Source organism: Catenuloplanes sp. NPDC051500 (assembly GCF_044454585.1).
GTDB lineage: Bacteria > Actinomycetota > Actinomycetes > Mycobacteriales > Micromonosporaceae > Catenuloplanes.
In genome coordinates, this window is record NZ_JBITDX010000010.1 from 272,702 (window position 1) to 287,868 (window position 15,167).

Sequence of the window (15,167 nt, forward strand, 5' to 3'; positions counted from 1 at the left end):
TCACTCACTCTTCCGTAGCTGGTCGTCCAGGTTGAACACCTCGGTCAGCTGCACGAACCCCTCGTCCGGCGGGCCCCCGTCGATGCCGGTGAAGAACTGCGCCATCTCCGACTGCCAGCGTGCGTTGACCTCGGTCCGGGCCATCGCGGCCTGCGCCGCGGCCAGGTCGTCCGCCTCGACGTATCCGATGAGAAGCCCGTCCGGGCGGAGGAACAGGGAGTAGTTGCGCCAGCCGGTGTCGCGAAGCGCCGCGAGCATCTCCGGCCAGACGGCCTTGTGCCGCTCGACGTACTCGCCGAGGCGATCCGGCCGGACCTGCAGTGCAAAGCAGTACCGAGGCACAACCACTCCCTGTAACAGCCTCTAGAAGTTGAACTGATCGATGTTCTGCGCGGTGAACTCGGTCGGCGGGCCGAGCACGATCTCGCCGTCGGCCTCGATCGTGTACTCGCCGAGCTTGCCGGCAGTGAACTTCTCGCCGGCCGCGCCGGTGATCTGGCCGGAGGCGAGCGCGGCGCCGGCGTACGCCGCCAGGTAGCCGATGTCCGCCGGGTTCCACAGCGCGAACTTCGAGACGGTGCCGTCCTTGACGTACTCCCGCATCTGGTTCGGCAGGCCCAGGCCGGTGATCGCGACCTTGCCCTTGTAGTTGGAGGAGGAGACGTACCGGGCGGCCGCCGCGATGCCCACTGTGGTCGGCGAGACGATCACCTTCAGATTCGGGTACGACTGCAGCAGGCCCTGGGCCTCCTGGAACGACTTCTGGTCGTCGTCGTTGCCGTAGACCGTCTTGACCAGCTTGATCTTGCTGTACTCCGGCTTCTTAAGCTCCTGCTCGACGACCGCGATCCAGGCGTTCTGGTTTGTCGCGTTCGGCGTCGCGGACAGGATGGCGATCTCGCCCTCGCCGCCGGCCAGCTCGTTCGCCATCTTCGCAAGGCTCTCGCCGATGCCCTGCGTGGTGGCCTGGTTGATGAAGACGTCGCGGCAGTCCTTCGACGCGTCCGAGTCGAACGCGACGATCTTGATGCCGGCCTGGCGGGCCTGCTGCAGCGACGGGCAGACCGCGTTCGGGTCGTTCGCCGCGATCGTGATGACGTTCTGCTGCTGCTGGATCAGCGTGTTGATGTAGCTGACCTGGCTGGACGCGGACGCGTCGTTCGGCCCGACCAGCTTGTACTCGCCCTTGAGCTCGCCGACCGCCGCCTCGCCGCCGCTGGTCTCCACGTCCGAGTAGGGGTTGTTCAGCTGCTTCGGCAGGAAGGCGATCTTCAGGCCCTCCTTGAGCGCGGCATTCGGGTCCGCCTTCGCGGTGGAGGCGGGCCCGGCCGCACCTGTGTGGTCGCCCTTGCTGGTGCCGCCGCACGCGGCTATGCCGAGCGTCAGCAGCGACGCGGTGGCCACGGCCAGCGCGCGCGTGGTGTGCATCTTCATGGGTGCCCTTTCAGTGTTCGCCACGGAATCACAAGATCAAATACTCTTCGCGGGTACGGCCCGGAGCCGCCGTTTCTGCACCGAGTTCCGGACGCCGGTGATCAGGTTGGGAAGTAGCACTGACGCGATGAGCAGCACGCCGGTCACGATGTTGAGCGCCTGGCCGGACACGTCCTGCAGGCGCAGCGCGTTCTGCAACGTGGCCAGCAGCAGCACGCTGGCGAGCACGCCCCACAGGCTGCCCTTGCCGCCGAAGATCGAGACGCCGCCGAGCAGCACGGCCGCCACGACCGCCAGCTCCAGCCCGGCGCCGTTGTCGGCCCGCGCGCTCGAGTAGCGAAGCGTCCAGAGCACGCCGGCCAGACCCGCGATCGCGCCGCTGACCACGTACAGCCAGAACTTCGTACGGGCCACGTCGATGCCGGAGAAGCGTGCGGCCTGGTCGTTCGCCCCGATCGCGAACAGCGACCTGCCGAACGGCGTGGCGTGCAGCACCACCCCGAAGATCACCGCGAGCACCACCAGGATGATCAGCACGTTCGGGACCGCGCTGCCGCCTATCGTGCCGGTGACCCAGCCGGTGTAGACCCGCGGGAAGTCCGCCACCGCGGCGTCGCCGAGCACCACAAGCGCCAGGCCCCGGTAGAGCGCAAGCGTGCCGATCGTGACCGCAAGCGACGGCAGCCCGAGCCGGTTGATCAGCGCGCCGTTCACGGCGCCGAGCAGCGCGCCGGCCACGAGGCAGAGCGGCATGATCGTCTCGATGGTCAGGCCGCGGTTCCACAGGTCGCCCATGATCGCGCTGGTCAGGCCGAGCGTGCTTGCCACGCTCAGGTCGATCTCACCGGTGATCACGATCATCGTCATCGGCAGCGCGATCAGCGCGATCGGCAGCAGATCGAGGATCAGGAACGTGAAGTTCGTGCCGTTGCCGAAGTTCTCCACGCCGACGCTCGCACCGGCCAGCACCACCACAGTGATCAGAATGATCGCGCTGTCCCAGCCGGCGAGCCGCCCCTTCAGCTCAGACATGGGAGTCCTTCTTCCTCAGCGAGCGGGCGATGCGGACGGCGACCAGCCGGTCCGCGCCGATGGCAAGCACGATCAGCGCGCCGACGATGGCCTGCTGCCAGAACTGGTTGATGTCAAGCACCGCGAGCGCGCTGCCGATGACCGTGAGCAGCAGCGCACCGAGGCCCGCGCCCCAGATCGTGCCGCTGCCGCCGAACACCGCCACGCCGCCGACCACCACGGCCGCGACGACCTGCAGCTCGTACCCGTTGCCGGAGGCCGCGTCGACGGTGCCGAACCGGGAGGCATAGAGCACGCCGCCGAGACCCGCGAGCGCGCCGCTGATCACGAACGCGACAAGCGTGTTCCGGGCGACGGCGATGCCGGCCAGCGCGGCCGCCTGCGGGCTGGAGCCCATCGCGTACAGCTCGCGGCCGATCCGGTAGTTGCGCATCATCAGGCCGACGCCGGCGATCACCACCAGGGCGATGATGACCAGCCACGGTACGCCGAGCACGTCGCTGTTCGCGAAGCGCAGGAAGTGCCGGGGCACCTCGTCCGCGGTGACCTGCTGCCCGCCGGCCCACGAGTAGGTGAGACCGCGGTAGGCGTACATGGTGCCGAGCGTGACCACCAGCGCGGGCACGTTTCCGAAGTGGACGAGCGCGCCGTTGACCACGCCGGCCACCGCGCCGATCAGCAGGCCGAGCGCGAGCGCGGCCACCACCGGCAGGTCCTGGTTGTTCTGCATCACCGTCGCGACGGTGAACGCGCTGAGGCCGAGCACGGAGCCGACGCTCAGGTCGATGTGCCTGGTGATCACCACGACCGCCATGCCGGACGCGAGCACCGCCAGGATCGCGGTGTTGAGCAGGATGTCCGTGATGCTCTGCGAGGACAGGAAGCGCGACTGGTTGATCGCGGTGTAGGCGACCAGGATCGCCAGCGCGAGCACGATGCCCATCTCGCGCTGGCGGAAGACGTACCCCAGGCTGCGCTGTTGCCTGTGATCCTGCTTGTGGGCCTCGACGGTGGCGGCGGTCATGCCGTCTCCCCCGCTGCGCTTCCCGACTCGCTCATGCGGCTACCTTCTGTCCCATCGCGGCATACATCACTGACTCCTCGGTGGCCTCCGCGCGGGAGAGCGCCGCGACCAGGTGGCCCTCGCGCAGCACAAGCACCCGGTCCGCCATGCCGAGCACCTCGGGCAGTTCGGACGAGACCATCACCACGGCCATCCCGTCCGCGGCCAGCTCGGACATCAGCCGGTGCACCTCGGCCTTGGTGCCGACGTCGATGCCGCGGGTGGGCTCGTCGACGATGAGCAGTTTCGGGCCGGTGGCCAGCCACTTGGCGAGCACGACCTTCTGCTGGTTGCCGCCGGAGAGGGTGCCGACCGCGTCGGAGAGCCGGCCGAACTTGGTCTGCAGCTTCCGTGTCCAGGTGGTCGCCTCGTCCCGCTCGGCGCTGCCGAACAGCAGGCCGAGCCGGGCGAGCGCGCCGGAGCGGGGGAGCGTCACGTTGCGGGCGATCGACAGGTCCATGATCAGGCCCTGCTGGCGGCGGTCCTCCGGGACCAGCGCCATCCCCGCGTTCATCGAGGCGCGCGGGTTGCGCGGCTTGAGCCGTTTGCCGCGGAACGTGACAGTGCCGCTGTCGTAGGGGTCGACGCCGAACACGGCCTGCATCACCTCGGAACGGCCGGCGCCGACCAGCCCGGCCAGCGCCACGATCTCGCCGGCCCGGACCTCGAAGCTGATGTCGCGGAACACGCCCTCCCGGGTCAGGCCCTCGACCTGAAGCACCACGTCGCCGGCGGTCACGTCCTGCTTCGGGAAGAGTACGGAGAGGTCGCGGCCGACCATCCGCCGGATCATGTCGTCGACCGAGAGGTCCTCGACCTTCTCCGTGCAGACGTGCCTACCGTCCCGCATGATCGTGACGCGCTGGCAGAGCGCGGTGATCTCCTCGAACCGGTGCGAGATGAACATGATCGTGGCGCCCTCGTCACGAAGCGACCTGACCACCGAGAACAGCCGCTCGACCTCCACCCCGGAGAGTGCGGCTGTCGGCTCGTCCATGATCAGCACGCGGGCCTTCGTCGCCAGGGCCTTGGCGATCTCGACGATCTGCTGGTCCGCGATGGAGAGGCCGCGGGCCGGCCGGTCCGGGTCGATGCGCACGCCGAGCCGCGCGAACAGCGCCTCGGCCGTGGCCCGCATGGACCGGCGGTCGATCTGGCGCAGCCGGGTCAGCGGCGCGTTGCCCATCGCGATGTTCTCCGCGACCGACAGGTCCGGGAAGAGCGTGGGCTCCTGGTAGATGACCGCTATGCCGGCGGCCTTCGCGTCGGCGGGGGAGCCGAACATGACGTCCGCACCGTTCGCCCGCAGCGTGCCGGTGTCCGGCCGGTGCACGCCGGCGAGCATCTTGACGATCGTGGACTTGCCCGCGCCGTTCTCGCCGACAAGCGCGTGCGCCTCGCCGGGGAAGAGCGGGAAGGACACCCCCTGCACCGCGGCCACGGCGCCGAAGGACTTGGAGACGTCAAGGACCTCGAGCAACGCCGGGCCTGACGACACGCTTCGAGCTGTCGTCACGGGCCACCTCCGCGTTTGAGTGGGTTCGTTGAAACATTTCAAGGTGTGTACGGCGACGCTAGGTGGCCCCGGTCACACGTGTCAAGCAGCGGAGAGAAATCGTTAGGAAACACGTCGTTCGCACGGGTGTGCGTACCGTAGGGTGTCTCTACAACGTTTCAAAGTGTCAGGAGTGCCCCTTGGTGAGCCAGCAGCATGCCCGGCCGGGCTCCCGGACGCCCTCGGTCAAGGACGTGGCCGCCGCCGCGGACGTCTCGCTCGGCACCGTCTCCAACGTGCTCAACCGCCCCGAGCGGGTAAGCCCCACCACCCGTGAGCGCGTCGAGCGGGCCATGGCCGACCTGGGCTTCGTGCGCAACGAGTCCGCTCGCCAGCTGCGGGCCGGGACCAGTCGCACGCTCGCGTACGTGATGCTTGACGCCACAAACCCGTTCTTCAACGACGTGGCGCAGGGCATCGAGCTGGCCGCGGAGGACGCGGACCTGTCGCTGTTCATCTGCAACAGCAACGGCCGCGCCGCCCGCGAGGAGGCGCACCTCGACCGGCTGCTCCAGCAGCGCGTCCAGGGCATCCTGATCACCCCGGTGAACGCGGACGCGCCGCACCTGGACGAGATCGCCCGCCGCGGCATCCCGATCGTGATCGTCGACCGGCACCGCGACTCCGGCGCGTTCTGTTCGGTCGGCGTCGACGACGTGCTGGGCGGCCGGATCGCGGTCGAGCACCTGATCGAGCAGGGGCACTCGCGGGTGGCGTTCGTCGGCGGCCCCGACTCGATCGGCCAGGTCCGCGATCGGCTGGAGGGGGCGCGCCGGCTCTGGGCCGAGTTCGGCCGCAACCCCGAGGACCTGGTCTGGCTGCCGACTGATGCGCTCACGGTGAGCGAGGGCCGCTCTGCGGGGGAGCGCCTGGCCGGGATCGCCGGCCGCCGCCGCCCGACCGCCGCGTTCTGCGCGAACGACCTGCTCGCGCTGGGCCTGCTGCAACAGGCGGTGAGTGCGGGCGCGCGTGTCCCGGAGGATCTGGCAATCGTCGGCTTCGACGACATCGAGTTCGCCGCCGCCGCAGCGGTGCCGCTCACGTCGGTGCGGCAGCCCCGCCAGGAGCTGGGGCGCGCGGCCGCGAAGCTGCTGCTCGACGAGGCGACGAACCCGCAGCACCGGCACGAGCAGGCGACGTTCATCCCGGAGCTGGTGGCCCGCGCCTCCACGGCGAACCGGCCGGGCGCCTCGGCGTGAGTCCCCGGGACTCCCGCGGGCGGGGGCGCACGATCGGCCGCATCATTGAACGTTTCAGTGGCCGCGCCGGGTCTTGACCCGGCGCGGCCACTCGCCGTAACCTGTCCGACGTTCATGAAACGTTTCAGGTTAGCCTGCAGTCCCGTCCCCCGCGCGAGAAGGACACCATGACGAACCCCGCAGTACGTGACCTGCTTGATCGCAGCAACCGGCTGGGCGCGGATCCGCGCAACACCAACTACGCCGGCGGCAACACCTCGGCAAAGGGCACGGAGACCGACCCGGTGACCGGCGCGCCGACGGAGCTGCTCTGGGTGAAGGGGTCCGGCGGCGACCTCGGCACGCTTACCGAGGCCGGCCTCGCGGTACTGCGGCTGGACCGGCTGCGCGCGCTTGTGGACGTGTACCCCGGCGTGCACCGCGAGGACGAGATGGTCGCGGCGTTCGACTACTGCCTGCACGGACGTGGGGGTGCGGCACCGTCGATCGACACCGCGATGCACGGGCTTGTGGACGCGCCGCACGTCGACCACCTGCACCCGGACGCGGGCATCGCGATCGCCACCGCGGCGGACGGGCCGGCACTGACCAAGGAGATCTTCGGGGACCGGGTGGTCTGGGTGCCGTGGCGGCGGCCCGGCTTCCAGCTGGGCCTGGACATCGCGGCGGTGCAGGCGTCCAACCCGCAGGCGATCGGCGCGATCCTCGGCGGCCACGGCATCACCGCGTGGGGCGCCACAAGCGAGGAGTCGGAGCGCAACTCGCTCGCCGTCATCGAGGCCGCGGCCGCCTACATCGAGGCGAACGGCCGGCCGGACCCGTTCGGCGCCACTGTGGTCGAGGCGCTGCCCGAGGCGGAGCGTCACGCGCGCGCCGCGGCCCTGTTCCCGGTGGTCCGGGGCCTGGCGTCGACCGACCGGCCACAGGTCGGCCACTACACGGACGTGCCCGAGGTGCTTGACTTCGTGGGCCGGGAGCGGCTCGGCGAGCTTGCGGAGAAGGGGACGTCCTGCCCGGACCACTTCCTCCGTACCAAGGTGAAGCCCCTGGTTCTGGATGTCGACCCCACCACGCCGCTGGACGAGACCGTCGAAAAGCTGAGGGAGCTGCACGAGCGGTACCGCGAGGACTATCGGGCCTACTACGAGCGCCACGCCACCGCGGACAGCCCGGCCATGCGCGGCGCGGACCCGGCGATCGTGCTGGTCCCCGGCGTGGGCATGTTCTCCTTCGGTGCGAACAAGCAGACAGCGCGCGTCGCAGGCGAGTTCTACGTCAACGCGATCAATGTGATGCGCGGCGCGGAGGCGCTCTCCACCTACGCGCCGATCGACGAGGCGGAGAAGTTCCGGATCGAGTACTGGGCTCTGGAGGAGGCGAAGCTGCAACGCCTCCCCAAGCCGAAGCCGCTCGCCACCCGCATCGCGTTCGTGACCGGCGGCGGCTCCGGCATCGGCCGGGCGATCGCGCTCCGGCTCGCGGCCGAGGGCGCCTGTGTGGTCGTCGCGGACCGCAACTTTGACACCGCACAGACCGTGGCGAGCGAGATCGGCGGCACCGACCAGGCCATCGCTGTCGAGGCGGACGTGACGGACGGCCAGGCGGTGGCGCAAGCACTGCGAAAGGTCACGCTCGCGTTCGGCGGCGTCGACCTGATCGTCAACAACGCCGGCCTCTCCGTCTCCAAGCCGCTGCTGGAGACCACCGAGGCGGACTGGGACCTGCAGCACGACGTGATGGCCAAGGGCTCGTTCCTGGTCTCCCGCGAGGCCGCGAAGGTGCTTGTCGCGCAGGGCCTGGGCGGCGACATCGTCTACATCTCGTCGAAGAACTCGCTCTTCGCCGGGCCGAACAACGTCGCCTACGGCGCGGCAAAGGCCGACCAGGCGCACCAGGTCCGGCTGCTCGCGGCCGAGCTGGGCGGCCACGGCATCCGGGTCAACGGCATCAACCCGGACGGCGTGGTCCGCGGCTCCGGCATCTTCGCCGGCGGCTGGGGCGCCAAGCGGGCCGCGGTCTACGGCGTGCCCGAGGAGGAGCTGGGCGCCTACTACGCGCAGCGCACGCTGCTCAAGCGCGAGGTGCTGCCGGAGCACGTGGCGAACGCGGTGTTCGTGCTCACCGCGGGCGAGCTGTCGCACACCACAGGCCTGCACATCCCGGTCGACGCGGGCGTCGCGGCCGCGTTCCTGCGATGAGGGTTTTCGCGGCAGTCGACCTCGGCGCCTCGTCCGGGCGGGTCATCCGCGCCACCCTCGACGGGGCGGAGCTGCGCCTCGACGAGGTGCACCGCTTCCCGAACGAGCCGGTCACAGTCAACGGCACGCTGCACTGGGACGTCCTCGCGCTCTACCGGGGCGTGCTCGAGGGACTGCGCCGGGCCGGGCCGGTGGACAGCATCGGCATCGACTCCTGGGCCGTCGACTACGGACTCATCGACAGCACCGGCGCGCTGCTCGGCAACCCGGTGCACTACCGGGACGCGCGTACCACGGACAGCTGGCAGCAGGTGGCCGCGCGGATCGGCGAGGAGCGGCTCTACGCGACCACCGGGCTGCAGCAGCTGAGCTTCAACACGCTCTACCAGCTGGCGGCCGCGAAGGGCACGCCACAGCTCGGGGCGGCCCGGCGGCTGCTGATGATCCCGGACCTGATCGCCTACTGGCTGACCGGTCAAATCGGCGCGGAGATCACCAACGCGTCCACCACGCAGCTCTACGACCTTCGCGCACGCCTATGGTCCGCGGAGCTGATCGCCGAGGCGGGCCTCGACGCCGCGCTCTTCCCGCCGTTGCGCGAGCCAGGCACGATCATCGGCCGCGCGCGTGAGATCGACGGCAATCCCCCGGTGATCGCGGTCGGCTCGCACGACACCGCCTCCGCGGTGGTCGCGGTGCCGGCTGCGGATGCGCACTTCGCCTACATCTCCTGCGGCACCTGGTCGCTTGTCGGCGTGGAGCTGGACGCGCCCGTGCTCTCCGAGGCGAGCCGCGCGGCGAACTTCACGAACGAGGGCGGCGTCGACGGCACCATCCGCTACCTGCGCAACGTGATGGGCCTCTGGCTGCTCCAGGAGTCCTGCCGCACCTGGGGCGACCCGGACCTGCCCACGCTGATCGCGGCGGCCGGCGACCGGGAACAGTTCGTCTCGGTGATCGACCCCGACCACCCGGACTTCCTCGCCCCCGGCGACATGCCGGCCCGCATCGCCGAATTCTGCCGCCGCACCGGCCAGCCCGTCCCCGCCGACGCGCCCGCCGTCACCCGTACCATCCTGGACAGCCTCGCCCTGGCACACCGCCGGACGATCCGGGAGGCGGCCGCGCTCTCCGGCAAACGCGTCGACGTGGTGCACATCGTCGGCGGCGGCGCCCGCAACACGCTGCTCTGCCAGCTGACCGCGGACGCCTGCGGCCTCCCGGTCCTGGCCGGCCCGGTCGAGGCGACCGCGCTCGGCAACGTCCTGGTCCAGGCCCGTGCCGCCGGCGCCACCGGCCCGACCCTGACCGACCTGCGCACGCTGCTGCGCGACACCCAGTCCCTCACCCGCTACCAGCCCACGGGTGACCAGGCACCGTGGGACGCGGCGGCATCGCGCCTGGGCTGGACAAACATCTAAGAGCATCACACGGTACGACCGGGACGGCGGCCCTCTCGACCATGAGCCCGAGCGGGCCGCCGTCCGTTCCGACACGCGCCCCGCCCCGGCACACCTCGCTCGGCCGGCGGCCCTTCCGGGCTCGGTTCATCGCGCCGAGGAGGCGCGATGAACCGGGGTGATGTGCTGCCGCGGGATACCTCCAGGTGCTGTCGGTGTTAGGGCAGGAGGACCGGGCCGACGCCGGGGAGGTGGTGGCGGCGGGACCTGGCGAGGAGGCGGCGGGCGGCGCGCTCGCCGTTCTCGCCGGTACGGGACATGCGGGAGGCGATCAGGCCGGCGACAAGCGGTGCGGCGAAGGAGGTGCCGCTCCAGCGGGCCAGGCCGTCGAAGTCGCGGGCGGTGCCGCGGTTCTTGGGCTCCTCGTAGGTGTAGTTGCCTCTCGGGAACGCGTTGACCAGGCGTTCGCCGGGGGCGTAGACGTCCACCCAGCTGCCGGAGTTGCTGAAGTCGGCGCGCCGCCGGCGGTTCTGCGCGAGCGCGCCGACGCCGACCGCCCACGGTGCGGCGGCGGGCCAGAAGCGCTGTCGTATCCCGTCGTTGCCGGCGGCGGCGACGAGCACCAAGCCCTTCTGGTGACGCAGAACCTGTTCGTGGAACGCGGTGAGGATCATCGGGCCGGAGGGTTCGCCGGAGACGGTGCCGGCGGAGAGGTTGATGATGTCCGGCTGGTCGAAGAGCAGGCCGCGCCGGATCGCATCGGCCAGGTCGCCCTCCCACATGGTGCCGGCCGGGTGGGTGTGGCCGTGCACGGGCGCGGGCACGCCGAGCCGGACGACGACCTCGGCCGCGGGAGCCACCGTGCGGATCAGGCCGGCGATGAAGGTGCCGTGGCCGGCGTACCGGCTGATTGTGGTCTTCGAATTCGTGGTGATCAGGCCGGGGTCGGGGTCGCCGCAGACGCCCTTCATCCACGGCAGAGACGTCGCGGCGGGGTCGAGGCCGGTGTCGATGACCAGGACCTTGACGCCGAGTCCGGCCTGGTCGTCCGGCACGACCGGCGGGTCCGGGCGGTCGTCGCAGCAGACCGGGTGCGGCTCCTCGGAGGGGCACACCGTGCCGTGGTCGTGTGCGACGTGCACAAGCAGCTCCGGGCCGGCGACGCCGGCGTATCTCGGGGTGCGGCTCGCGTCGCCGGGCTCGATGATGTCCCGATTGACCGTGCGGCGGAGGCCCTCACGGATGCGCTTCAGCGCGGTGAAGACTGTGATGTCCTCGGTCTCGACGATGCGGATCCACTCGATGCCGTAGGCGACGTCTCCGTCCGCGGGCTCGCCTGGAAGTGGATCCGCGTGGGGCGGTGCGAGCAGCGGGGGATCGTGCCTGAGGAGATCCCGGGCCGCGGCGGCGAACTCGCTGCGGACCAGCACGAACCGGCGTCGTACGAAGTACTTGATGCCCACCTCCGCCCAGTTCTCCGGTCCGGGGGCGGCGTACAGCCCGTAGTCGTGGAGCAGCAGGCCGACCTGGGTGTCGGCCCGCAGTTCGGAGTCGGGACTCGGGCGGTCGTGGTTGCGGGGCATGACAACCTCCTGTGTGGGCGAGGACACTTGGCGCGTGCCCGATGGCGACGAGTTGCTTCGGCTTGCGTTGTCCCGGCCGGTTGAGGCCCTTGCGGAGGCCTCCCGGCTGATCGCGGGCGGGGTGGGCGGCGCGGCCGGGTCGGTGGCGTTTCAGGCGCGCGCGATCGTGTTGCGCGACGAGGGCAGGTTCGGCGAGGCGATCCGCGCGCTGCGGACCGGGTTGCGGCTGGCCAGGGCGTCCGGGGACCGGGACCGCGCGCTGGACGTGCAGGCCACGCTCGGGGTCACGCTTGCCATGTCGGGGCGGACCGCGACCGGGCTCGCGGTGCTTGACGAGGTGGTGGCGGCCAGCCGCGGGCAGCTGGCCGGGCGCGCGCTGATGCGGCGCGGCTACCAGCTGGCCGCGATGGGCCGTCGCGAGGAGGCGCTGGCCGACCTGAACCGGTCGATCGCGTTGCTGCACCGGGCCGGCGACGGCGTGTGGGAGGCCCGCGCGCGGACAAGCAGATTCGGCGTGTACGCCACGTTCGGCCAGGCGGCCCGCGCGCACCGGGACCTGGCCGAGGCGGACCGGCTGTTCCGGGCGGCCGGATCGGAGCTGGAGTCGGTGACCGCTGTGCACAACCGGGCCGACCTGGCCGCGCAGTCCGGTGACCTGCCGGCCGCGCTTGCGTTCCTGGACGAGGCGGAGCAGCGGTACTCGACGCTCGGGTCGTACCCGGCGGATCTGGTCTTCGATCGGTGCAAGGTGCTGCTCGCGGCCGGGCTCGCCGCAGAGGCGCTGGAGGCGGCGGACGCCGGTCTGGCCCGGCTCGGCCGGCGCACCTCGGACACGGCGGAGCTGCAGTTCGTCTCCGCGCGGGCGGCGCACCTGGCGGGCCGCCCGGACGAGGCGGCACGCCGCGCGGCGAGGGCCCGTGACCTGTTCCGTGCGCAGCACCGTCCATGGTGGGCGGCGCGGGCCGCGTTCGTGCTGGTCCAGGCACGGTACGACGGTGGGCGCCGGGACGGCCGGCTGCGCGCCGCCGCCGGCCGGATCGCGGACCGGCTGGACGCGCTCGGTGCGGAGGAGGCGCCGGCCGCGGACCTGCTCGCTGGGCGGCTCGCCGCGGTCACCGGCCGCCTCGCGGACGCGGAACGGCACCTGGAGCGGGCCGCGCGTTCCCGGAGCCGCGGCCCCAGTTACGGCCGTGCGGGCGGCTGGCTGGCGCAGGCGCTGCGGGCGGAGGCCCGGGGCGCCACCCGGGCGGCGCTCAGCGCGTGCCGGCGCGGGCTGGTCGCCGCGTCCGACCATCAGCGGCGGCTCGGCGCGGTGGAGCTGCGGGCCTACGCGGCCGGGTACGGCACCGAGCTGGCCGCGCTCGGCCAGCGGCACGCGGTGCGCCGCAACGACGCGCGGGCGCTGCTGGCCTGGAGCGAGCGCTGGCGGGCCGGCGCGCTCAGTCATCCCTCGCCGCGCCCGGCGGACGACACGGACCTGGCCGCGGACCTGACCATGCTGCGGGCGGTGATCATCCGGCTGGACGCGGCCCGGGCGGCCGGCGAGCCCGCGACCGCGCTTGAGCAGCGACGCCGGAGCCTGGAGGCCGCGATCCGCGCCCGTACCCGGCGGGTGTCCGGCGACCGTCCCCGCTCGTCGGCGTCTGCGGCCGCGGACGTGCTGGACGGGCTCGGTGACCGGCTGCTCCTTGAGCTTGTCGTGGTGGACGGCGTGCTGCACGTGGTCACGGTGCGGAACCGGCGGGTGCGGCTGCACACGACCGGCCCGGCCGCGATCGCGGTCCGGGAGGTGGAGCTGGCCCGGTTCATGCTGCGCCGCCTCGCCCGCGGCCGGACCGCACGAGGTGCCACGGACGCGCTGGTCCAGGCCGGGCGCCGGCTCCAGTCCGCGCTGCTCGGGCCGGCCGCTGCGGAGGTCGGCGGCGCCGAGGTGGTGATCGTGCCGCCGGGCGCGCTGCACGCGGTGCCGTGGGCGATGCTGCCGGTGCTGCGCGACGAGTCCTGGACCGTGGCGCCGTCCGCCGCGGTCTGGCTGCGCGCGGTGCGGCAGCCGGTCCGCCGCCGGGGCCGGGCCGTGGTCGTGGTCGGACCGGGACTGGCCGGCGCACGGGCGGAGGCGGCCCGGATAGCGACCGGCTATCGCGACGCGGTCCTGCTCGACGGCGGCAGGGCCACCGCGGCCCGGGTGCTCGCCGCGGTGGACGGCGCGCGGGTCGCGCACATCGCGGCGCACGGCGTGTTCCGGGCCGACAACCCGCTCTTCTCCTCGGTACGACTCGACGACGGCCCGCTGACCGTCTACGACCTGGGGCGGCTGCGGCGCGCGCCGGACAGCATGATCCTGGCCAGCTGCGAGTCGGGCGTGGCCGCCACGGTCGCCGGCGACGAGCTGCTCGGCATGATCAGCGTGCTGGCGCCGCTTGGCACCGCGAGCCTGGTCGCAGGCGTCGTGCCGGTCAACGACGCGGCGGCCGCGCCGCTGATGGCAGCGGTCCACGCTGGACTGCGGCCGGGCGACTCGCTCGGCCCGGCCCTCGCCCGCGCCCGCCGGGCCACCTGGTCCGGCGACGACGACCCGGTCACCGCCGCGACCGCCCTCGCCTTCGTCGCGCTGGGCCGCTGAGCTGAGCCCGCTCATATCGTCACCCACGCCGTCGTCACCGGCGCGCCCCCCTCGGCCCGGCACCGCACCCGGATCGCGCCGTGCGGCACCCCCGAGATGAGGAACCGTCCCAGCTCGTCCACCTCAAGCGCCCGCGCCCCACCCGCGGTCTCCAGCCGGACGTCGTCGCCCGACACCCCCGTGAACTGCCCGAACAGCCGCAGCCCGGCCGTCCCCTCCTCCACCTCGATGTCGATGTCCACCCCGCCGCCGGAGAACGACAGCAGCCACCGGCCCGCCGTCTCCTCCGGCGCGGCCCGTACCGGCGAGTCCGTGGGGGAGTCTGCGGACCGGGAGTCTGCGATCAGCACCGCGATCTCCCCGTCCAGGTCCCGGGTCAGGAATGCGGCCCGGGCCGCGTCAAGCACCCCGGGCGGCGGCGCGTCGATCTCGGACGCGATGCGCCGCAGCGAGGCGAGCAGTTCGTCGTCGCGGTTCACGGTCATCACCCCTTGCGCAGGTCGGTCGAGGCGCCACGGTCGTCGAACAGTCCCGCGTCGAGCAGGCCGCGAAGGCATTTCAGGCAGCGCTGCCGGGTCGGCCCGATGCTGCCGATCGGCACGTCGAGCGCGGCGGCCACGTCCGTGTAGCTGGGCGGCGGGTCCGCCATCAGCGCGCGCAGCAACCGGCGGCACGGTGGTCGCAGGCGGCCGAACGCACGCCACAGCGCAGCGTCCCGCTCGTCGCGGAGCACCGTGTCGTCGAGCGGGTCGGTGACCGCGCCGATGTCCTCCCAGTCGTCCGGCCCGGTGGTCTTGAGCCGCCCGGACCGGCGGAGCATGTCGATGCACTCGCGGCGCAGGATGGTGGCCAGCCAGCTGCCGAGTCGTTCCGGCTCGCGGATGGTGTCAAGCCGTTCCACGAGCCGCAGCCAGGTGGTCTGCACGGCGTCGGCCGCGTCCGGCTCGCTCATCCGCATGCCGCGCGCGATCGACCAGAGCAGGTTGGTGTACCGGGCGGTCAGCGCGGCCCAGGCGTCCGCGTCCCCGTTCCGGCTGCGGGCGAGGAGTGCGCCGATGTCGTCTTCCATCGTGTGCCCCT

At 72.1% G+C, this 15,167-nt stretch carries 12 protein-coding genes; 4 read left to right on the plus strand and 8 right to left on the minus strand.

Annotated features, from left to right (window positions below):
• From ACIA8K_RS22295 to ACIA8K_RS22315, 5 genes are read right to left on the minus strand one after another with little or no spacing between them, the layout of a single operon-like run.
• Positions 1–342 (minus strand): L-rhamnose mutarotase, encoded by a 342-nt coding sequence (locus ACIA8K_RS22295; RefSeq protein ID WP_396062145.1) that lies wholly within the window; start codon positions 340–342, stop codon positions 1–3.
• A gap of 21 nt (positions 343–363) precedes the next feature.
• Positions 364–1,434, minus strand: coding sequence for a rhamnose ABC transporter substrate-binding protein (gene rhaS / locus ACIA8K_RS22300; protein ID WP_396062147.1), 1,071 nt, complete (start codon positions 1,432–1,434; stop codon positions 364–366).
• A gap of 36 nt (positions 1,435–1,470) precedes the next feature.
• Positions 1,471–2,466: an ABC transporter permease gene (locus ACIA8K_RS22305; protein WP_396062149.1), complete on the minus strand. Its 996-nt coding sequence runs from the start codon at positions 2,464–2,466 to the stop codon at positions 1,471–1,473.
• Positions 2,459–3,490, minus strand: a complete 1,032-nt coding sequence (locus ACIA8K_RS22310; RefSeq protein WP_396062151.1) for an ABC transporter permease — start codon at positions 3,488–3,490, stop codon at positions 2,459–2,461. Before ACIA8K_RS22310 ends, ACIA8K_RS22305 begins: the two co-directional genes overlap by 8 nt.
• A 31-nt stretch (positions 3,491–3,521) precedes the next feature.
• Positions 3,522–5,045: a sugar ABC transporter ATP-binding protein gene (locus ACIA8K_RS22315; RefSeq protein ID WP_396062153.1), complete on the minus strand. Its 1,524-nt coding sequence runs from the start codon at positions 5,043–5,045 to the stop codon at positions 3,522–3,524.
• Positions 5,046–5,227: 182 nt separating this feature from the next.
• Here ACIA8K_RS22315 and ACIA8K_RS22320 point away from each other — a divergent pair, with 182 nt between their 5' ends.
• The 3 genes from ACIA8K_RS22320 (at position 5,228) to ACIA8K_RS22330 (ending at position 9,902) form a co-directional block, all read left to right on the plus strand.
• Positions 5,228–6,283: a LacI family DNA-binding transcriptional regulator gene (locus ACIA8K_RS22320; RefSeq protein ID WP_396062155.1), complete on the plus strand. Its 1,056-nt coding sequence runs from the start codon at positions 5,228–5,230 to the stop codon at positions 6,281–6,283.
• A gap of 167 nt (positions 6,284–6,450) precedes the next feature.
• Positions 6,451–8,481: a bifunctional aldolase/short-chain dehydrogenase gene (locus tag ACIA8K_RS22325; RefSeq protein ID WP_396062157.1), complete on the plus strand. Its 2,031-nt coding sequence runs from the start codon at positions 6,451–6,453 to the stop codon at positions 8,479–8,481.
• Positions 8,478–9,902 carry a rhamnulokinase family protein gene (locus tag ACIA8K_RS22330; RefSeq protein WP_396062159.1) on the plus strand — a complete coding sequence of 475 codons (1,425 nt, stop codon included), beginning with the start codon at positions 8,478–8,480 and terminating at the stop codon, positions 9,900–9,902. Before ACIA8K_RS22325 ends, ACIA8K_RS22330 begins: the two co-directional genes overlap by 4 nt.
• A gap of 197 nt (positions 9,903–10,099) precedes the next feature.
• Here the strand turns inward: ACIA8K_RS22330 and ACIA8K_RS22335 are convergent, their stop codons facing one another.
• Positions 10,100–11,464, minus strand: a complete 1,365-nt coding sequence (locus tag ACIA8K_RS22335) for a S8/S53 family peptidase (RefSeq protein ID WP_396062161.1) — start codon at positions 11,462–11,464, stop codon at positions 10,100–10,102.
• Between the two features lie 34 nt (positions 11,465–11,498).
• On the opposite strand from ACIA8K_RS22335, the gene ACIA8K_RS22340 reads away from it, so the two are divergent.
• Positions 11,499–14,087: a CHAT domain-containing protein gene (locus tag ACIA8K_RS22340; protein WP_396062163.1), complete on the plus strand. Its 2,589-nt coding sequence runs from the start codon at positions 11,499–11,501 to the stop codon at positions 14,085–14,087.
• Positions 14,088–14,098: 11 nt separating this feature from the next.
• Here the strand turns inward: ACIA8K_RS22340 and ACIA8K_RS22345 are convergent, their stop codons facing one another.
• Both ACIA8K_RS22345 and ACIA8K_RS22350 read right to left on the minus strand, forming a co-directional pair.
• Positions 14,099–14,566 (minus strand): hypothetical protein, encoded by a 468-nt coding sequence (locus ACIA8K_RS22345; protein WP_396062165.1) that lies wholly within the window; start codon positions 14,564–14,566, stop codon positions 14,099–14,101.
• Positions 14,567–14,571: 5 nt separating this feature from the next.
• Positions 14,572–15,156: an RNA polymerase sigma factor gene (locus tag ACIA8K_RS22350; RefSeq protein WP_396062167.1), complete on the minus strand. Its 585-nt coding sequence runs from the start codon at positions 15,154–15,156 to the stop codon at positions 14,572–14,574.
• Between the last annotated feature and the right edge of the window lie 11 nt (positions 15,157–15,167).